Consider the following 19,946-nt stretch of genomic DNA (forward strand, 5'->3'; position numbering starts at 1 on the left):
CGCCCGGCTGCTACAGCTCCCGGACCCGGACGTTACGGATCTCGATCAGGTCGTTCGTGCCGTGGTTCTGCAACCCGACGAACCCGCTGAGGAACTGGCGCAGGTCGGTCGGCGGGTCGCCCTGGCGGGACGACGCCTTGCCCGGCGTGTTGTCGAACTCGTTGATCACGACTCCGTTGCGGGTGATCGTGTAGTGCTGCCCGACCACCCGGACCTCGTACTCGTTCCACTGGCCCTTCGGGGTCACCCCCGCCCGGTCCAGCCCGACCGGGTCGAAGTTGTAGATCGACCCGGTCTTCTGCGGCTCACCGGTGGGCCCGTCGTAGATCTGGATCTCGTGACCGCAGTAGATCGCCACCCACGCCTGCGAGCTGCGGGCCGACCCGACCGTGCCGCAACTGCCGGCCGGTCGCTGCTCCAGCGGCGTCCGCGGGTCCGGGAACCGGACGAAGGCGCCGCTGTTGGCGTACGTGCCCTCGCCGGAGACGTCCCGGAACTGTAGCCGCAGGGAGAAGTCGGCGAACTCCTCCTTGGCGTACCAGAGCATGCCGAGCCCGCCGGAGCTGCGGATGGAGCCGTCCGGCTGGAGGGTGAACGACCCGCCGGGCGCCTGCCGCCAGTCCGCCAACGACTGCGCCGTGCCGTCGAAGATGGCCTGGTAGCCGCCGACCTTGCCGATCTCGGACTGGGCCGCCGCCCGGTTGAGCGTCGCCGCCTCCCGGTTGTCGATCACCCCGGCCGAGCGGAGCTCGTTGACCACGTCGCTGACGTGGCTGACGAACTGGCCGTGGTTCGACCAGCCGCGCTCGTCGTCGATCAGGTCGTTGACGGTGCAGCCCCCGCCGACCGGACGGTTGGCCACCCCGGTGTCGGTGTCGAGCATCCGCACCGTCTTGCGGGTGTCCGGCGCGGCGCACCCGACGACCACCTCGATGGTGCCGGTGGCCACCTCGCCGTTGGCGTAGGTCACCCTGACCGTCGCCTGGTAGGTGCCGAACTTCGCGTACGTGTGGGTGGGGTTGGCCTCGCGCGACGGGGCGCTGCCGTCGCCGAAGTTCCACTCCCAGGCCACGCCGCCGGCCTTCGCGCTGGAGAAGGCGATGGTCTTCGGGTTGCTCTGCGCGACGGCCCGCGCGGTGGCGTGGTTCGGGTTCGGCGTCGCCGGGCCACCCTGGTAGGCGATCCGGATCAGCTTCTGGTTGGGGTGCAGGCTGAAGAACCCGCCGGCGTAGTCGAGCAGGTACAGCGCGCCGTCCGGGCCGAACTTCGCGTCCATCCAGGACTGGAGCTGGGTACCGCCGTTGCCCGAGCGGATGATGCTGCGCAGGTCCTCGGCGAAGGCCGGAGGGCCGTGCTTCGGCACGTTCGCCGGGTCGACGGTCACCGCGACCCGGTTGTTGGCGTTGGACTGGTCACCGATGAACCACTTGTTGTCCCAGTACGCCGGCCACGCCACGCCGCTGTCGACGTCGACCTTCTCCCGCTGGTAGGTCGGGCCGTCCATGATGGCCTGGCCGCCGCCCTTGAGGTACGGCTGGGTGAACGTCTCGTCGCCCGGCTGGTAGGTGGGCAGGCCGCTGCCGTCGGCGCGCTTCGGGTAGACCGGACCACCGCCCTGCGGCGAGTACCAGATCATGTTGTCCCGCGCCGGCGGGATGTTGACCAGCCCGGTGTTGCGCGGCGAGGTGTTCTTCAGGTTGTCGCAGTCGTACCAGCCGGTCAGCGCGTTGGCGTCGGTGTTGCTGCGGTCCCGGTAGGGCTGCCGGTTGCCCATGCAGTACGGCCAGCCCTGGTTGCCGGCGGAGGTGATGATCGTCGCCGTCTCGTACTTCGCCGGCCCGAGGTCCGGGCTCGGCCCACCGGCGTCCGGGCCGACCCACGCGGCGGTCAGCCAGTCGTTGACCGGGTCCCACGCGATCCGCGCGATGTTGCGGACACCCATCACGTAGATCTCGGGGCGGGTCTTGCCGCCGCCCTCCTCCTTGCCCGTGAACAGGTTGCCCTCGGGGATCGTGTAGGTGCCGTCCGGCTCCGGGTGGATGCGCAGGATCTTGCCGTTGAGGTCGTTGGTGTTGCCGGAGGTGCGGCGGGCGTCCTGGAACGAGACACCCTTGTAGTCCTGGGTCCAGTTGTTGCCGGAGTAGCCGTTCGAGCCGCCGGACGAGTTGCTGTCACCGGTGCCGATGTAGAGGTTGCCGCTCTCGTCGAAGGTCATCCCGCCACCGGCGTGGCAGCAGCTGTGGATCTGGGTGTCCCAGCGCAGCAGGTCCTTGCGGGTGCCCTGGTCGATCGACTGCTTCGCCGGGTCGTAGGTGAACCGCGACACCGTCCGCTGGCCGATGCGCCTGTCCCGGTCGATCGACTCGTGCGGCATCCAGTAGACGTAGACCCAGCCGTTCTGCGCGAACTTGGGGTCCAGGGTGATGCCGACCAGGCCCTCCTCGTTCTTCACCAGCTCGCTGCCGCTGCCCCGGTTGCCCATCACCGCGAGCGTGGTCAGCAACTTGACCTGCTTGGTCTTCGGGTCCCACTGGTGGATGGTGCCGCAGCCGAGGCCGACCTTGGGGTCGTCCCAGCTGACGATCGGCCCGGACGGGCACGCCGCCTTGCCGATGTAGAAGACCTTGCCGTCCGGCGCGATGGTCAGGCCGTGCGGCTCGCCGATCTGGTCGAGCTGGCCCGGCTGGTTGGCGGCCGTCAGCCGCTCGATGCGGTAGTTCGAGGCGACGGTCGCCTGGCAGTCGCCGCGGACCAGGCCGGCGGTCCACCTGATCGCGCCGAGCAGGTGGCTACGGAACTGCTTGTCGGTGGTGTAGCTGGCCTCGGTGCGGCCCATGCCGGTGTAGAACGACCGGCCGCCGTCGTAGTCCTGACACCACGAGATCGGGTGGAAGGCGCCGTTGCCGCTCAGCCCGGGGTTGTACGTGCCCTCCTCGACCTGGGCGACGGTGTGCACCCGGCCGGTCGGGCTCGGGTCCCAGTTGATCCACTGGTCGGATCGCTTCCAGGTCAGCGGCAGGCCCTGGTTGGCCGGGTGCTGCCGGTCGGTGAGGTCGACCACGGCCTCCTGCACCGTGCTGTCCGGCGGCGGGCCGGCGTCGGGACCGATCAGCCACAGCTCGGCCAGTTGGATCAGCGGCTCCCCGCTGTTGGCGGTGATGTTGAGCCGGTAGTGCTGGTACGCCTTGTCGTTCGTGAACGAGAACTGCCGGGTCTGGAACCGCTGCGGGAAGGTCTCGTTGCTGCGGGTGTCCAGGTCGGTCCAGGTGGTGCCGTCCGTGGAGCCCTGCAGGGTCCAGTTCTTCGGGTCCCGCCCGGGGAAGTCGTTGGCGGAGGTCAGCGCGTACCGGCTGACCACCACCGGCTTCGCCAGCTTCGCCGCGAGCCAGCCGGTCGGGTTGAAGGTCAGCCACTTGGTGCCGGTCGAGCCGTCGATCGCCTTCGCGGCGGTCTCGTTGGGCGGGTTCTCGGCGCTCGCCGTGGCGGAGACGGGCTTCTCGGCGTTCGGCAGGCCGGCGGCCGGGCGGGTGCCGATCAGCCCGGTGAACCAGGCGGAGGTGGGCTGGGCGCGGGCCGCGTCGTGCACGCCGAGGAAGCCGCCGCCGCCCTTGATGTACGCCTGGAACGCGGCCTCCTGCGCGTCGTCGAGGGTCACCCCGTTGGCGGACAGGAACACCACGGCCCGGTACCGGGCCAGGTTGCCGAACGTGAAGACCTTGGGGTCGGCGGACGCGTCGACGGCGAAGCCGTGCTCTGCGCCCAGGTCCCGGATCGCGTCGACGGCCTTGCCGACCGGGTCGTCCTGCTGGTCCACCGGACCGTGGAAGACCAGCAGCTTCACCGCGGTCGCGGCCTGCGCCCCGGCGGCCGGCGCCCGCACGGGCACGGGGGCGGCGGCGTGCGCGGGCAGGGACAGCAGTCCGAGGGTCAGCACCGCGCTGGCGGCGAGCGCGCCGGTGCGTCGTACGACCCGGCGGGTGGCGGGTGGTGGGGAGGCGGTGACGTCGGCGGGACGACGCCATCGGGACAGCCGGAAACGGCGTTGTTGAGCCATTTCGACTCCTTCACAGGTGAGGTGTGGCGGAGGTGCGTTGTCCGAGCGGGTCGAGCGGGAGGTGGTGCGGTCGGGGAGGGTTGGCGCGCCACAACGGTGGCGGTCCGGGCGGTGGCCGCCGGTCCGTTCAGCTCCGGACGGACCGGCGGGGCCCTCGACGGCGGCGCGGTGGCCGCCGGCGCTCAGTTGTGCTGGTGCTGCCCGGGCCCGGCGGTGGCGCCGGTGCCGCTCGCCGGGTGGGAGTGGTGGTGGCCCGGGGGCATGGTCCCGTCCTCGTTCAGGACGTGGAGCATGGTCGACATGCCGCCGTCGGAGTGGAACTGCATGTGGCAGTGCAGCATCCAGTGCCCCGGCCCGACCGAGTCACCGGCCGTCACCTGGAACCCGAACGAGTCGCCGGGGCCGAGCGGCTTGTTGTCGATGATCGGGATGCCGTCGGCGAACGGCTGTCCGTTGTCCACCAGCCCGGTGCGGGTGTCCGCCCAGGAGTGCCCGTGCAGGTGGAAGGTGTGCATGTCGTTGCCGATGCCGACGACGACGAACTCGACCTTCTCCCCCTTGCGGGCGATCAGGCAGGTCGGGCCCGGTTGCGGGTGCTGCCCGTCGCAGGTGTCGGCGGCGGCGCCGCGGCGCAGGTTGATGCTCTGCCGGTCGCCGAAGACCACCGTGTACGTGCGGTCCGGCTTCGGGTCGCCGGGGCGGCGGACCACCAGCCCACCGAAGAGTCCCGCGCCGAGGCCCTGGGTGCCGTGCGGGCCGCCCACGACGTGGTCGTGGTACCACCAGTAGCCGGCCGTGCCTGGCGAACCGGTCTTCCTGTTGCGCTGCTGGGCGAACCAGGTGTACGTGCGCGACTCGCCGGGCGGGACGAACGACCCGCTCTGCACGGTGCCGTCGGAGACCTGGGTGTACTTGACCCCGTGCACGTGCAGCGAGACGCCGAGCGGGTGCGCCGGGTCGGTACGCAGCTGCGCCAGGGTCGCGGCGGAGACCTGGTTGTGCAGGGTGATGGCGACGCACTCCCCCTCGGTCATCTCGATCGTCGGGCCCGGGTAGGAGGCCGTCTGCGGGGTGAGGCCGTAGCCGAGGCGGATCTGGGTGCCGTCCCTGGGCAGCTCCACCGCGTACAGCTGCATGCTGCGGTCCGGCTTGGCGCAGCCTTCCGGCCGCTCGGCGAAGAGCGCCCCGGAGCGGGCGGCCGCCAGGCCGCCGGCGCCGACCAGGGTCAGCAGCACGGTGGCCGCGACCACCAGCAGCCGGCGGGTGCTCGACCCGCGGCGGCGGGGCTCGCTGGCGCGCTCGTCCCCGGGCGGCGGGGGCTCCTCGACGAGCCGCCAGGCGCTCACCGGTCACCCCGCAGCTCGACGATCCGCTGGTAGCTGCGCTCGGCGGCGCCCAGCGAACCGGGCGGGTCGGGTTGGGCGCCCGGCCCGGAGTCCTGCTCCCACAGGTAGGTGAACCGTCCGCCCCCGTCGAGCTCGGCGAAGAACTCGGCGAACGGGATGACCCCGGCGCCGAACTCGACGTCCAGGTAGGAGTTGCCCTGCTGGGGGTCGGGCAGCGGGACGCCGTCCTTGACGTGGAACAGCGGGAACCGGTGCGGCTGCGCCTTGACGTAGTCGACCGGCCGGAACCCCGGGTACTTGCGGGCGCCGCCGTACGCCCACAGGATGTCCATCTCCAGGAACACGTACCGGGGATCGGTGAGCTCCAGGAACAGGTCGTACAGGCGCACGTCGGGCCGGTCGACGGCGAAGCTGAACTCGATGGTGTGGTTGTGCTGGTAGAGCTTGATCCCCCGGGCCGCGGCGGCGGCGCCCCACGCGTTGAACTCGGCGGCGGCGGCCTGGTACCCGGCGATGGTGCGGTTGCCGGTGGGCGCCTGCGCGGTGCCGAGGGCCGGCATGCCGAGGGTCTCGGCGACGTCCAGTTCCCACTCCAGGTTGTTCCGGAAGTCACCGAGCCCGCGGTGGCTGCCGGCCGCCTTCAGCCCGTTGTCGTCGAGCAGCCGGCGGATCTGCGCCGGCGTGATCGGGCCGACGTTGCCCTGCGTGTAGCCGGCGAACTCCACCTCCCGGTAGCCGATCCGGGACAGTTCCTCGAAGACGGCCGCGAAACCGAACTGCGCGACCTTGTCGCGGACGCTGTAGAGCTGGATGCCCAGGTGCCCACGCGGCACCAGGTGGCCGTTCGGGGCGCCGGCGGACGCCGCGGCGGGCAGCGCGCCGGCGAGGCTCGCCGCGCCGACCGCGACGGTGGAGCCGGCGAGGCCGCGCAGCAACGCGCGACGGTCGATCCTGTTCTTCGCCATGGTGGGTGCCCTTTCGATGGTCAGCAGCAGTTGCTCGGGTTGGCGGCGGAGGAGACGCCGCCGGGGCAGCACGGGGACAGCGGGGCGATCCGCACGTTGCGGAAGCTCACGACGTCGCCGGTGCCGTGGTTCTGCAGGCCGATGTGGCCGCTGGCGTGCTGGCGCCCGGTGCCGCCCGGGTCGTCGGCCCGGGGCGGGCTGAACACCGCGTCCGGGGTGTTGACGTACTCGTTGATCAGTTCACCGTTGCGGAAGACGGAGTAGTGCTGCCCCACCACCCGGATCTCGTAGTCGTTCCAGCTGCCCTTCGGGGCCACCTTCGCGCCGGCCAGGTCGACCCGGTCGAAGCCGTACACCGAGCCGCTCTTGTACTGGTCGCCGTCGGGCCGGTCGTAGATCTGCAGCTCGTGGCCGTACTTGATGGCCACCCACTCGGGTCGGGACTCCGCGGCGTGGCCGTGCACGTCGGGGAAGCGGACGAAGACCCCGCTGTTGGCGCGGCCGGTGCCGGGCGCGTCGTCGCGCCACTGCAACTTCAGCGAGAAGTCGCCGTACTCGGCGGTGGGAAGCCAGAGCATGCCGAGGCCGGGGACCGCGCGGCTGGTGATCGAGCCGTCGGCGTTGCGGGTGAAGCCGCCGGCGCCGACGTGCTCCCACCGGTTGAACGACGCCGCCGAGGAGTCCAGCAGCGGCTGGTAGCCGTTCTTCCCGTCCGGCTTGCCCACCCCGGAACGGCCGGCGGCGCTCGCCAGGCGGCCGTGCTCCTGGTGGTCGATCAGGCCGAGGTGGTGCAGGTGCTCCGCGACGTCCGTGACGTGCTTGACGAACTGGCCGTGGTTGGGCCACGGCTTCTCGTCCTGGATGGCGTTGTTGATCGTGCAGGCGTCGGCGACCACCCGGTTCGGCACGCCGCTGTCCACCGTGCCGAGCCACACCGTCGGCCGGGTGTCCGGCACCGGGCAGGCGCTGGGGCCGCTGGCGACCACGGTGAACGTGACCGACGCGGTGCCCGAGGTGTTGCCGGCCTTGTCGGTGGCCCGGTAGCTGACCGTGTGCTGGCCGACCTGGTTGACGGTGACCGGCGCCGAGTAGCGGGCGTACGGCTGCCCGTCGAGGGAGTACTCGACACGGTCCACGCCCGAGCCGGCGTCGGCGGCGGTGAGGATGACGGTGGCGCTGCCGAGGTAGGCGCCCTGGTCGTCGAGCTGGCCGGAGAGCGCCGCCGTGACGGTCGGCGGGGTGGTGTCCGGGGCCGGCGGGTCGACCACCGTGAAGGACACCGACTGGGCGGCCGAGGTGTTGCCGGCCTTGTCGGTGGCCCGGTAGCTGACCGTGTGCTGGCCGACCTGGTTGACGGTGACCGGCGCCGAATAGGCGGCGTAGGGCTGCCCGTCGAGGGAGTACTCGATCCGGTCCACGCCGGTCCCGGCGTCGGTGGCCGAGATGGTGACCGTGGCGGAGCCGACGTACGCTCCGGCGCCGTCCCGCTGGCCGCTCACCGTGGCGTTCGCCGTGGGTGGCGTGGTGTCCGGGGCGGGTGGCCGCACCACGGTGAACGACACCGACTGCGCGGGCGAGGTGTTCCCCGCCTTGTCCGTCGCCCGGTAGCTCAGCGTGTGCTGCCCCGGCTGGTTGACCGTCACCGGCGCCGAGTACGTGGCGTACCCGCCCCCGTCGAGGGAGTACTCGATCCGGTCCACGCCCGACTCGGTGTCCGTGGCCGACAGCGTCACCGTCGCCGAGCCCACGTACGCGCCGGCGTCGTCGCGCTGCCCGGAGACCGCGGCCGAGGCGGTCGGCGGCGTGGTGTCCGGCGCCGGCGGTCGCACCACCGTGAACGACACCGACTGCGCGGCCGAGGTGTTCCCCGCCTTGTCCGTCGCCCGGTAGCTCAGCGTGTGCTGGCCGGGCTGGGTCACCGCGACCGGCGCGGTGTAGGTGGCGTACGGCTGCCCGTCGAGGGAGTACTCGATCCGGTCCACGCCCGACTCCGTGTCGGTGGCCGACAGCGTCACCGTCGCCGAGCCCACGTACGCGCCGGCGTCGTCGCGTTCACCGGTGAGCGTCGCCGTGGCGGTGGGCGCGGTGGTGTCCGGCTTCGGCGGCGCCACCACGGTGAACGACACCGACTGCGCGGCCGAGGTGTTCCCCGCCTTGTCCGTCGCCCGGTAGGCCACCGTGTGCTGGCCCGGCTGGTTGACCGTGACCGGCGCGGCGTAGGTGCCGTAGGCGCCCCCGTCGAGGGAGTACTCGATCCGGTCCACGCCCGACTCGGTGTCCGTCGCCGACAGCGTCACGGTGGCGCTGCCGACGTAGGCGCCGGCGTCGTTGCGCTGCCCGGTCACCGCGGCCGTCGCGGTGGGCGCGGTGGTGTCCGGCTTCGGCGGCTCCACCACGGTGAACGACACCGACTGCGCGGTCGAGGTGTTGCCCGCCTTGTCGGTGGCCCGGTAGGCCACCGTGTGCTGGCCCGGCTGGTTGACCGTGACCGGCGCGGCGTAGGTGCCGTAGGCGCCCCCGTCGAGGGAGTACTCGATCCGGTCCACGCCCGATCCGGTGTCCGTCGCCGACAGCGTGACGGTCGCCGCCCCGAGGTAGGCGCCGTCGTCGTTGCGCGCACCCGACACGGCGGCCGACGTGGTCGGGGGCGTGGTGTCCGACCCACCGCCGGTGACGACCAGGAGGCCGGCCATCCCGCCGTGGCCGGGGATCGCGCAGAAGTAGCGGTAGGTGCCGGGCGACAGCACGACGTCGACGGTCCACCGGCCGCCGTTGGCGTCCGTCGGGTCGGCCAGGATGTTCACGTCGACATCGCTGTTGTACGCCGGATTCCCCGTGTCGAACGTCAGGGTGTGCTGCATGCCGGTGGTGTTGCCGGTCGCGGCGCTGTTCTCGAACACGAGCGTCGCCGGCCCGGCAACGGCGGTGGTGGGCGCCGAGAGGTACGAGAGGAAGTTGTCGCCGGCGGTCCACGTGAGCACCTGGGCCTGTAGCTGCCGGGACGGGTCGCTCGGGGCGGCTGTCCGGGCCCGTTCCCCGTCGACCGGGCGCGCGCTCGCCGGAACCGCCACCAGTCCCGCCGTCACCAGCAGCAGGGCTGCCGTGGCGATTGCCGCAATCGATCTCCGGAGCCGGCCCCTGGAGAGCCGGCCGGGCGGTGAGTACCCGTTCATGGATGCCTCTTTCACGGTCCGAGGGGGACACCGGCGCGGCGTGCATCGGCCGGTCGGTGCCATGAGTAGTCAGCGCTACGCGTCCCGAGGCTGCGGGAGCTGCTCAGGGGACGACAGGGGGCAGGAACACCTTCCGCGGATCCAGGTCGAACGTCGTCACATGCCCGTGCGCACCCTTCATGAGATCGACAAATGTCTCCGTGTCGACAACCTGTGCGCCCCCTCCCCGGCCGCACGGGATCCTCGGCCGTGACCAGCTGTCACGGTCGTTTCGGTGAACGGGTCTGCCTGGGCCGGCGGCGAGCCGATCGCGCGCGGTCAGACAGTGGTGCCGCGTCGGGGTCGACGGCAGGCGGGCGAGAAGGGACGGGCATCGGTCAAGCCACGGTGCGCTCGCGCACCGGGGCGCTTGCGTGGAGCGCCGACCCGGGGTGCCATCCCTGGTCTTACCCGTGGCCGCCGGACGTGTTGCGCCGCCTGGAGCCACGGTCGAGATTCACCGCGCCGCCGGTTCATCTCGGGGAAACATATCGATGTGTCCCGACACTACTAACTTGCCGTCAGCGTGTCCAGACCTTTCGTCAGCTCCGACGGTACTTTCCTCCAGACCGACGAAAGTCGGTAGCGTCGCAGGTCGTTTGGGCGTTACACGCGCCGGCGCCTCACCCGGGACGCCCAGCGGGTCCCGCCCTCCGGCATCGTTCGGGGCGCTGGTGCCGCTGACCGCCCGGCTGCGAGTGCGGGCACCGTCCGCAGGCCAGCCGGCGCCTCGCTCGGCACCGCCTCGGATGGCGCCCGTCGCCGCCCCGGCCCGAGACGAACGCCGCGGCCGGCGGCGTCGCCTCCGCAGGCACCGGCCGCGGCGAGGTCGCTGCGGTCAGGAGACGGGTTCGGGGCAGCAGACCGTCAGCGCGCCGGGGACGACCCGCACCTTGAGCTTGGTGACCTCCTCGCGGGCGCCGCCGTCGAGTTCGTACCTGCGCGGCGCCGCGAGGCGGACCTTGACCTTGCGGCCACGCGTGATGCGTACGAACGGCGACTCCTCAGAACGGCCGGCGGCCATCCGGCCGAGGGTGCGCGCCCAGTCCACCGCGCCGTCGGCGGTGGACACGCCGACCTCCAGGCAGCCGTCGTCCGGGCGGGCGTCGTCGAAGGCGGGGATGCCGCCGGTGATCGTGCCGACATTGCCGAACAGCACACAGCTCGCCTCGCCGTCGAACCACTCGGCGCCGTCGACGGTGATCCGGGTGCGGACCAGCTCGCCGCGGACGTGCCGCAGCCCCGTCCACATGTACGCGAGGCGGCCGAACCGGCCCTTGAGGGTGCGGTCGGCGTCGCGGATGAGGTCCCCGTCGAAGCCGGCGCCGGCCATGACGGCGAAGTGCTCGCCGTTGAGCCTGCCCAGGTCCAGAGGCCGGCGCGGCCCGTACAGGCCGATCCGGACCGCCTCCGGCAGGTCCTCGGGGATGCCGAGGTTGGCGGCGAAGAGGTTGGCGGTGCCCGCGGGCAGGATCGCCATGGCGGTGCCCGAGCCGGCGAGGGCGTCGGCGCAGCGCTGCACCATGCCGTCGCCGCCCCACACGAAGATCAGTTCGGCGCCCTTCTTCAGCGCCTTGCGGACCTTCTTCGGCGCCTTGCGGCTCTTCGGCACCTCGTACCAGACGAGGTCCTCGACCCCGGCGCCGGCCAGCTCGGCGCGCAGCTCGTCGAGGCCGCCGCCGAGTGTCTTCCTGCGGTGGGCGACGACGGCGACCGTGCCCACCCGGGCGGCGGCCGCCGCGGTGCTCGTGCTCATGGCCGGCGGTGATACCCAGCTCGCGCGGTTTCCACGCCCGGGCCGGTCCGGCCGCGGGTGTGGCCGGTCGGCGCGACGCCCCGAGGAGCGCCCCGCCGACCGGCCCGCCGACGCGACGACGGTACGGGCGAGGGGTTCCCGCCTCACCGTCGCGTCGGACGCCGGCCCCGCGTCGACACGAACTGGTACGACATCACCGCGAACCCGGGGTCGCGCAGCAGCTTGCGGAACGCCTCCAGCTGGCCGGGCGACAGCCCCGCCTCGAGCAGCTCGGGCTCCAGCTGGCGGGAGTTCGTCGCGTACAGCGACGCGCCGACCGAGCCGCCGGGCCAGCTCTGCGAGTGGGTCACCGTGTCGACGTCGACCAGACCCGCCGACGCGAGCTGCCCGTGCACGTCCTGCGCCCAGGCCAGGTCGGCGCCGTGGCTCTGCAGGATGCCGAGCATCGCGTCCGTCACCTGGGCGAAGAGCTTCGCCGCGTCGTCGCTCGGCGCGGTCAGCACGCGCAGCGGCGCGGTGCAGTCGAACTCCTCGACCACCAGCCATCCGCCCGGGGCCAGCGCGCCGACCAGCGTGGCCAGCACGCGCCGCCGCTCCGGCAGGTGCAGCAGCACCAGCCGGGCGTGGATCAGGTCGAAGGCCTCCCCCGGCGGCGGCTCGTCGCGCACGTCGTGCCGGCGGACGTCGAGGTTGGCCGTCGGGGCGAGGTGCGCCGTGTCGATGTCGGTCGCCAGCACGCGGCCCGCCGGGCCGACCGCCTCGGCCATGCGCCGGGCGACCGAGCCGCCACCGGCGCCGATCTCCCAGCACACGCCGCCCGGGGCGAGCACCGGGGCGGCGATCCGGCCCACCGTGATCGGGTCCAGGAACGACTCCAGCGCCCGCAGTTGGGGCACGGCCTCCGGGGAGCCGTTGTCGAAGGTGTACTCGGTGTCATGGATGTCTGTCGGCATCGCTGCTCACCCCTGTCGAGGATGGTCGGGTCAGGTGCGCGGAACCGGCCCAGAGCCCGGGCACCGGTCGGGGAGCCGGCGGCTCCGCGACCGCGGCGACGCTGAGCATCGCCGCCAGCCGGCCCGGGTCGGCCCGGGCCTCGTCCGCCGGCCGGTCGTAGACCACCCGGCCGTACTCGAGCACCGCGATCCGGTCCGCGATCTCGATGGCGTGCTGGAGCTGCTGCTCGACGAGCAGCACGGTCAGCCCGGTCCTCGCCAGGGCACCGACCAGGTCGCGCACCCGGGCCGCGAGGTCGGGGGCGAGCCCCTCGCACGGCTCGTCGAGCAGCAGCACCCGGGGCTGGCCGAGCAGCGCCCGGGCGATCGCCAGCATCTGCTGCTCGCCGCCGGAGAGCTGGTCGCCGCGGTGGCGCAGCCGGGCCGCCAACCGAGGCAGCAGCTCCAGGATCCGCGTGACCGTCCACCCCTCGCCGCCGGGCGTCGCCGCCCGCCACGGCGCCGCCGCGAGGGCGAGGTGCTCGGCCACGGTCAACCGGGAGAAGACCCGCCGGCCCTGCGGGACGAGGCCGACGCCGCTTCGGGCGATCCGGTGCGGCTGCCGACCCGCGACCTGCACCCCGCCGATCTCGATGCGCCCGCCGGCGGGCCGCACCAGTCCGGCAACGGTGTGCACGAGGGTGCTCTTGCCGGCACCGTTGCGGCCCACCACCGCCTGCACGGTGCCGGGCGCCACCTCGAGGGTGACCTCGTGCAGCACGATCCCGCCGGCGTAGCCGGCACAGAGCCGTTCCGTCCGCAGCATCAGGACACCCCCTCCGCGTAGGCCTGCCGGACCGGGGCGGACGCGCGGATCTCGGCCGGCGTCCCGGTGGCGACCGTCCGGCCGTCGCGCAGCACGGTCACCCTGTCGCAGAGCGCGTACACCAGGTCCAGCCGGTGCTCGACCAACAGCACCGCGACGGCGCGCGGCAGGGCCCGCAGGAACTCCACCAGCCGGGCGACCTCGACGACGGACAACCCGGCGGCCGGCTCGTCGAGCAGCAGCAGCCGCGGCCGGCCGGCCAGCGCCATCGCGATCTCCAGCTGCCGACGCTGCCCGTGGGCGAGCTGGCCGGCGGGGATCCCGTCGAGGTCGCGCAGGCCCACCCGCTCCAGCATCGCGCCCGCCGTCCGCTCGGCGGCGCGCCGCTTCGCGCCCGGCCGCCACCGGCCGGGCCGCACCGCGTGAGGCAGCGCCGCGACCACCACGTTCTCGGTCGCGGTCAGGGTCGACCAGACGGCGGGGCGCTGGTGGATCCGGCCGATGCCCCGCCGGGCCCGGGCGGCCGGGCCGAGCCGGGTGACGTCCCGACCGGCGAGGAGCACCCGCCCGCCGCCCGCCGGGGTCGCTCCGCCGAGCACGTCGAGCAGCGTGCTCTTGCCCGCCCCGTTGGGCCCGATCAGGGCGTGCCGCTGGCCGTGGTCGATCCGCAGGTCGACCCCGTCCAGCGCGGCCAGCGAGCCGTAGCGCACGGTGAGGCCCCGGGCGGACAGCAGCGGGGTCATGCCCGTGCTCCCGTCGGCGCCGGTCGCTGCGGGGTGGGACCGGGCGGACGTGCCGCGAGGCCCGGGAGCCGCCGGCCGCGCCCGGCCGGCGGCCGGTGCCCGTCGCCGGGGAGCAGGTGGACGGTGACGACGAACGCCACCCCCAGCACCAGGGGCGCGTACCCGGGGAGCACGCCGAACAGCCAGTCCCGGCCGGCGATGACGATCGCGGCGCCCACCAGGGCGCCGCCGACCGACGCGGTACCGCCGATCACCACCCCGAGCAGCAGCAGGGCGGAGGTGTCGAAGCCGAAGTCGGCCGGCGAGACGAACTGCTGGGCCACCACCAGCAGGGAGCCGGCGGCGCCCGCGACCGCGCCCGCGGCGACGTGCACCCCGGCCACGTGCATCGGCACCCGGTGCCCGCTGGCCCGCAGCCGCGCCTCGTCGTCCCGGCCGGCGCGCAGCAGCAGGCCGACCCGGCTGCGCAGGATCAGCAGCACCGCGCCGACCAGCACGGCGACGACCACGAGGGTGTACAGGTAGCGCGCCCGGTCGGTGGCCAGGACCGGCAGTCCCCACAGCGGACGCACCGGCGGGACCCCGGCGAGGCCGTCGGTGCCGCCGGTCACCGACCGCCACCGCCCGACGACCGTCACCACGAGCTCGCCGACCGCCAGGGTGATCATCAGGACGACCACGCCCCGCGCGGACACCACGAGCGGGGCGGTCGCCGCGGCCAGCGCCGCCCCGGCCGCCGCCGCGACGGCCAGGTGCACCACCCCCACGTCGGAGAGTTGGCTGCCGAGGACCGCGCTGGCGTAGGCCCCCGCCGCGTAGGGCGCGGTCTGCCCGAGGGTGGGCAGCCCGGCGACGCCCGTGAGCAGGGCGACGCTCACCCCCACCAGGCCGAGCGCGAGGGTGCGGGCGAGCAGCGCCGCGGTGTAGTCGTCGACCGCCCACGGCGCCAGCACCAGACCGGCCAGGACGAGGACGGCGACACCGCGCCGCAGCGCACGCACCGCCCCGTCCCTCACGTCGCCCTCCGGGCCGCGGCCAGGCCCCGCGCCCGCACCGCGAGGACGGCGGCCATGGCGGCGAAGAGCAGGAACGGGGCGGCCGACGGCGCGAGCGCCACCCCGAGGGTCTGGATCTGCCCGACCGCCAGCGCGGCGAGCAGGGTGCCGGTCATGGACCCGAGGCCGCCGAGGACGACGACCACCAGCGACAGCAGCAGCACGGCGTCGGCGGTGTCCGGTCCGGGGCCGATGATCGGCGCGCCGAGCACGCCGGCGGCGCCGGCCAGCGCCCCGGCGGCGGCCAGCACGCCGACCCGGATCCAGGCCGGGCTCACCCCGAGGACGGCCACCATCTCGGCGTCGTCGACGGCCGCGCGGACCAGCATCCCGGCCCGGGTGCGGCGCACCGCGAGGTGCAGCAGGCCGGCGAGCGCGGCGGCGACGACGATGAAGACCAGCCGGTACGCCGCGTAGCGGTGCCCGGCGACGACCACCGACCCGTCCAGCGCGGCGGGCACGCGCACCGGTGGGTCGTCCGGCCCGAACGCCGCCACGAGCAGGCTGCCCCCGGCCAGCGCCACCCCGAAGGTCAGCAGGGCCTGGGTGAGGTGGCTGCGCGCGGCGGCCCGGGTGAGCAGCGCGGCGACCAGGGCGCCGGCCGCGGTGGCGGCGGCGACCCCGACCGCCAGGGCCAGCACCAGGCTCGGCCAGCCACCGTCGAGCAGCGCGGCGGCGGTGTACCCGCCGATCGCGAAGAGGGTGCCGTGCGCCAGGTTCAGGATGCCGGCGACGCCGAAGGAGAGCACCAGCCCGGCCGCGGCGACGAAGATAAGCAGCCCGTAGGCCACCCCGTCCAGGGCCGGGACCAGGTACGGATCGATGCGGATGTCGACCGCCACGGCGCTCACCCGCCGACGGTGGCGAGGTCACCCACGACGGTGTTGGACAGCGCCCGGCCGTCCTGGCGTACCTGGCGCAGGTACCACTTCTGCACGGGCGCGTGGGTGGTCGGCGAGAACTGCCAGGTGCCGCGCGGGCTGGCGATCTGGCCGAGCTGGCCGATGGCCGCGTTGATGCTCTCCGGGGTCGGGTCGCTCCCGGCCGCCGCGATGGCCCGGTCCAGCACGGCCGCGGCGTCGTAGGAGGCCATGGCGTACGTCGTCGGGGAGCCGTCGTTCTTGGCCTTCCAGGCGGCCACGAAGGCGCGGTTCTCGGCGTTGTCCAGGTCGGGCGAGTAGTTGAGCACCGAGTAGATGTCCCGGGCCGCCTCGCCCTGGGCGTCGAGCACCCCGCCCTCGGTCAGGAACCCGGCGGCGTAGAGCGGCAGGTCCCTGATCTCCGACTGCGCGTACTGCTTGACGAAGTCGACGGCCGCGCTGCCGGCGTAGAACGTGTAGACGGCGTCCGCGCCCGAGGCCTTGATCCGGGCGAAGTACGGGGTGAAGTTGGTGGTCGTCGGGAACGGGGTGAAGGTGGTCTTGCCGTCGGGGTTGGCCAGGGTGCCGCCGGCGGCGACGAACGCGTCGGTGAAGCCGCGCAGCTCGTCCCAGCCGCCCTGGTAGTCCGGGCCGATGGCGTAGACGCTGCCCTTGACGTTGTCGCGCACGTGGCGGGCGATCGCCTCCCCCGGCTCGTCGGAGAGGTACGAGGTGTGCCAGATCCGCGACACGTCCTTGAGCTCCGGGCGACCGTTGGAGCCGACGAACGGCACCTTCGTCTCGTTGAGCAGCGGGTAGACCGCGGCCACCGAGCCGCCGCCGACGACTCCGGTGAGCGCGATAACGCGGTCCTGCTTGAGCAGTTTCGTCGCGGCGGGCACCGCGGTCGCCGCGCCGTTGCCCTCGTCGGCGACGACGAGCTCCACCTGCCGACCGCCGAGCTTGCCGTCGTGCGTGGCCAGGTAGAGCTCGAAGCCGGCGCGGATCTCCTTGCCGACCGCCTGGTACGTGCCGGACAGGGACGCCAGCAGCCCGATCTTGATCGATCCGGTGGAACCGGCGCCCCGCCCGCCGTCGGCGCAGGCGGCCGCGGCGAGCAGGACGAGGGCGAGCAGGGCCGCGGTGCGGGCACGGCGGCGCCTGGGGATGGTCACAGACATGTCTTCTCCTGCGGGGATGGGAGTTCCGGCGAGGGGTGCCGGGTGTCAGCGGCTGCGGCTCAGTGCCGCCCGCGCCGCGGGGGTCAGGGCGTCGCCGATGCGGTTCGCCAGCTCGGTCATCTCGTAGGAGACCTTGCCGACGTCGCACTGCGGGTCGGCGAGCACGAGCAGGGACGCCCCGTCGTTGAAGGCCATGGAGAACATGAAGCCGCCCTCGAGCTGGGTGACGTTGGAGATCACCGCGCCGGCGTCGAAGAAGGCCGCCGCGCCGCGGAGCAGGCTCACCAGCCCGCTGCCGGTCGCGGCCAGCTGGTCCGCCCGGTCCGGCGGGAGGCCGCGGGTGGCGGCCACCATCAGGCCGTCGCTGGAGATCGCGATCGCATGGCTGACCTCGGTGGCGCGCTCGGCGAAGGCGTCCAGCAGCCAGCCGAGATCCTGTTGGTCGGTCACGTGCTCTCCCTGTCGGGTCAGTTGTTGATCAGGTTGGCCCGGCGGCCGGCGACGCCCCGCGCGTACGCGGCCATCGCGGTGGCGACCTGGGCCGGGTCGCGGTGCTCGGAGCGTTGCTGCGGCACCGTGACGCCGCCCGGCACCAGGTGTCGTTGCGGCTGACGCCGCGGCAGACCGGACGTGGTGGTGGCGACGACCTCGGGCGCCTCGGCCCGGGCGGCGGTGCGCCAGGCGTCGTCGGCGGGGCCGGCCCACGGCGTCCCGTTCGGGCCGTCGTCACGGCTGGCCCGGAACCAGTGGTTGACCTCGTCGAAGATGACGAGTTCCTCGGTGGGTTCGTCACCTCGCCCGGGCGGTGCCGGCGCGGGCCGGAACACCGGCGCCACGGGCAGCGCCCGGTCGGCCGCCGGCCTCCCGGCCCACGGCTCCGGCGCCGCCCGGTACACCGGCGGCGCGGCGGTGGTCCGCGCCGCCCGCCGGGACGGTCGGGTGGGCGTGAGCAGGAACTCCTCCGGCGGCAGCGACCGGATGATCGCCCCCGGCAGCGCCGCTTCGGCGATGGTGCCGCGGCGGGGGCCGGGACGGAGCTGGACGACCACCCCGAGCCGGGCGGCGAGCTGCCCCACGACGACCAGCCCCATCGCCCGTACGGCCGCGACGTCGATGGCGGGCGGGCGGGCCAGCAGGTCGTTGAGCTGTTGCCGCCGCTGCGGGGACAGCCCGACGCCCTCGTCGCCGACCTGGACGACGACCCGGTCGCCGAGGCTACGGCCGGTCACCCACGCCTCGGTTCCCGGCGGGGAGTAGCCGGTCGCGTTGTCCATCAACTCGGCCAGCAGGTGCACGACCTCGTCGACGGCGTCGGCCGCGACGGCGACGTCGCCGTCGACCATGCCCAGGCGGATCCTGGCATAGTGCTCGATCTGGCTCTGCGCGGCCTGGAGCACCTGTTGCAGCGGTACGTCGTGCTGGCGTACCCGCCCGACTCCCACCCCGCCGAGCACCAGCAGGCTGGCGTTGATCCGTCCCATCCGGGTGGCCAGGTTGTCCAGCGTGTACAGCTGGTCGAGCCGCTCGGGGTCGGTCTCGTCCCGCTCGACCTTGTCGACCTGCGCCAGCACCGCGTCGACCAGCCGCTGCTCCCGGCGGCTGAGGTGGATGAAGATGTCGGCCGTGTTGGCCCGCATCACCGCCTGCTCGGCCGCGGTGCGCACGGCCGCCCGGTGCACGGCGGCGAACGCCTCCCCCACCTCGCCGATCTCGTCGCCGCTGGACGGTTCCAGGGCGTCCTCGGACTGCCGGTGGGCCAGCTCGTCCGGGTCCACCGACGAGCTGCCCGGGTTCTGGAGCCGGGCCACCACCTGCGGCAGCCGTTCGAACGCGACCGCGTTCGCCGCGTCCCGCAGCCGGCGCAGGCGTCGGGTGATCTGCCGGGCCACCGCCCAGGTGACCAGGGCGGTGAGCAGCAGGGCCGCCACCGCGGCGGCCGCCTCCACGGCGGTGCGCCGCCGCTGGTCGGTGTGGGCGGCCCGGATGTCGTCGAGCACCGCCGCGTCGACCCGTTGGCGCAGCTCGGCCAGGCGGACGGACCACTGCTGGGTCGCGGTGACCCAGGCGCCCAGGTCCAGCCGCAGCCGGCTGCCCGAGCGGGTCCTCGACACCTCGTCCTGCATCCGTTGCAGCAGCAGGGCGTCCTCGCCGCTGCCCGCCTGCTCCCACCAGCCCCGCCAGGCGGGACGGGCGAGCGCCAGGAACGAGAGGCTGGACTCGGTGAAGCCGGACCGGGCGGCGGTGATGTCCTGCTGCACGGCGGGGGTCAGCTGGCCGGCCGCGACCGCGCGCAGGACGGCGACCTGCTGCTGGCCGGCCGCCTCGGCCGCCTTCGACAGCGCAGCGGAGGCCCGCATGCCGTCGGCGATCCGCGCGTTGACCACCCCGAGGGTGACGCTCTCGCGGAGGCTGAGCAGGTCCGCGATCGCGATCCGGTAGCTGAAGGTCATCGCCGACACCGAGGCGTGCGCCGCCGTACGCACCTGCGCGCGCAGCGGCGGCAGGCCCTGAAGGGCCAGGTCGATCCGCTGCAGCGCGGTCCGACCCGGGGCGGGCCCGGCGGGCACCCGGGTCCGCTGCCGGTGGTACCGGGCGACGGCGGCGTCGGTGGCGTCGGTGGCGTCCGCGAAGGCCTCCTGCTGCTCCGACGCGCCGCGGCTGAGCAGGTCGGCGGCGGCGACGCGCTCGCGTTGCAGCCGGTGGGCCAGGTCGCCCGCCTCGGCGCCGAGTTGCGCCATGACGCCGAGGTCGCTCGCCCGGGTCGTCTGGCGGGCACTCTCGGTCAGCGCGAGGCCGGCGAAGCCCATCACGGCGACCAGCGGTGCCGCGACGATGAGGCGCATCCGGGTGGCAATCTTCCAACCGCGCCGGCGGGTCGGGTAGGGTCGGGCCGCGTGGGACCTCGTGCTCGACGCCAAGACTGACTCCCGCGACTCATCTAAGACGGCCTATGTGCACCTTGCCGTATGCACGTCTCATTCCGCCGGAACCCGCGCCCAGAGACCAGACCCGACGG

13 protein-coding genes are annotated in these 19,946 nt (G+C 73.7%); all 13 read right to left on the reverse strand.

Translation table 11 applies throughout. From position 1 onward, the window contains the following. Positions 1-10: 10 nt before the first annotated feature. Complete coding sequence (locus ACGF7U_RS15770) at positions 11-4,054, reverse strand: ThuA domain-containing protein (protein WP_393107023.1); 4,044 nt, start codon at positions 4,052-4,054, stop codon at positions 11-13. Between the two features lie 182 nt (positions 4,055-4,236). Then, positions 4,237-5,400, reverse strand: a complete 1,164-nt coding sequence (locus ACGF7U_RS15775; protein WP_393107025.1) for a multicopper oxidase domain-containing protein — start codon at positions 5,398-5,400, stop codon at positions 4,237-4,239. Continuing rightward, positions 5,397-6,365 (reverse strand): sugar phosphate isomerase/epimerase family protein, encoded by a 969-nt coding sequence (locus ACGF7U_RS15780; RefSeq protein ID WP_393107027.1) that lies wholly within the window; start codon positions 6,363-6,365, stop codon positions 5,397-5,399. Before ACGF7U_RS15780 ends, ACGF7U_RS15775 begins: the two co-directional genes overlap by 4 nt. Before the next feature lie 20 nt (positions 6,366-6,385). Then, positions 6,386-9,538, reverse strand: a complete 3,153-nt coding sequence (locus tag ACGF7U_RS15785; RefSeq protein ID WP_393107029.1) for an OmpL47-type beta-barrel domain-containing protein — start codon at positions 9,536-9,538, stop codon at positions 6,386-6,388. Between the two features lie 877 nt (positions 9,539-10,415). After that, positions 10,416-11,333, reverse strand: a complete 918-nt coding sequence (locus ACGF7U_RS15790) for a diacylglycerol/lipid kinase family protein (protein ID WP_393107031.1) — start codon at positions 11,331-11,333, stop codon at positions 10,416-10,418. Between the two features lie 143 nt (positions 11,334-11,476). Next, on the reverse strand, positions 11,477-12,286 hold the full coding sequence (locus ACGF7U_RS15795; RefSeq protein WP_393107033.1) for a class I SAM-dependent methyltransferase: 810 nt from the start codon (positions 12,284-12,286) through the stop codon (positions 11,477-11,479). Next, positions 12,267-13,091 (reverse strand): ABC transporter ATP-binding protein, encoded by an 825-nt coding sequence (locus ACGF7U_RS15800; protein WP_393107035.1) that lies wholly within the window; start codon positions 13,089-13,091, stop codon positions 12,267-12,269. The genes ACGF7U_RS15795 and ACGF7U_RS15800 overlap by 20 nt, the downstream gene beginning before the upstream one ends. Further along, positions 13,091-13,834: an ABC transporter ATP-binding protein gene (locus tag ACGF7U_RS15805; protein WP_393107037.1), complete on the reverse strand. Its 744-nt coding sequence runs from the start codon at positions 13,832-13,834 to the stop codon at positions 13,091-13,093. Before ACGF7U_RS15805 ends, ACGF7U_RS15800 begins: the two co-directional genes overlap by 1 nt. Then, complete coding sequence (locus ACGF7U_RS15810) at positions 13,831-14,835, reverse strand: branched-chain amino acid ABC transporter permease (protein WP_393107039.1); 1,005 nt, start codon at positions 14,833-14,835, stop codon at positions 13,831-13,833. The genes ACGF7U_RS15805 and ACGF7U_RS15810 overlap by 4 nt, the downstream gene beginning before the upstream one ends. 11 nt (positions 14,836-14,846) lie before the next feature. Further along, positions 14,847-15,740, reverse strand: a complete 894-nt coding sequence (locus ACGF7U_RS15815; RefSeq protein ID WP_393107041.1) for a branched-chain amino acid ABC transporter permease — start codon at positions 15,738-15,740, stop codon at positions 14,847-14,849. After that, positions 15,737-16,930 (reverse strand): ABC transporter substrate-binding protein, encoded by a 1,194-nt coding sequence (locus ACGF7U_RS15820; protein ID WP_393107043.1) that lies wholly within the window; start codon positions 16,928-16,930, stop codon positions 15,737-15,739. Before ACGF7U_RS15820 ends, ACGF7U_RS15815 begins: the two co-directional genes overlap by 4 nt. A gap of 45 nt (positions 16,931-16,975) precedes the next feature. Continuing rightward, the gene (locus ACGF7U_RS15825) at positions 16,976-17,380 is read right to left on the reverse strand and encodes a roadblock/LC7 domain-containing protein (RefSeq protein WP_091094994.1); all 405 of its coding nucleotides are present in this window, start codon (positions 17,378-17,380) and stop codon (positions 16,976-16,978) included. A gap of 17 nt (positions 17,381-17,397) precedes the next feature. Beyond that, positions 17,398-19,773 (reverse strand): nitrate- and nitrite sensing domain-containing protein, encoded by a 2,376-nt coding sequence (locus ACGF7U_RS15830; protein ID WP_393107045.1) that lies wholly within the window; start codon positions 19,771-19,773, stop codon positions 17,398-17,400. Positions 19,774-19,946: the final 173 nt, after the last annotated feature.

The organism is Micromonospora sp. NPDC047670 (genome assembly GCF_043204915.1).
In the GTDB taxonomy this organism is placed as follows: domain Bacteria; phylum Actinomycetota; class Actinomycetes; order Mycobacteriales; family Micromonosporaceae; genus Micromonospora.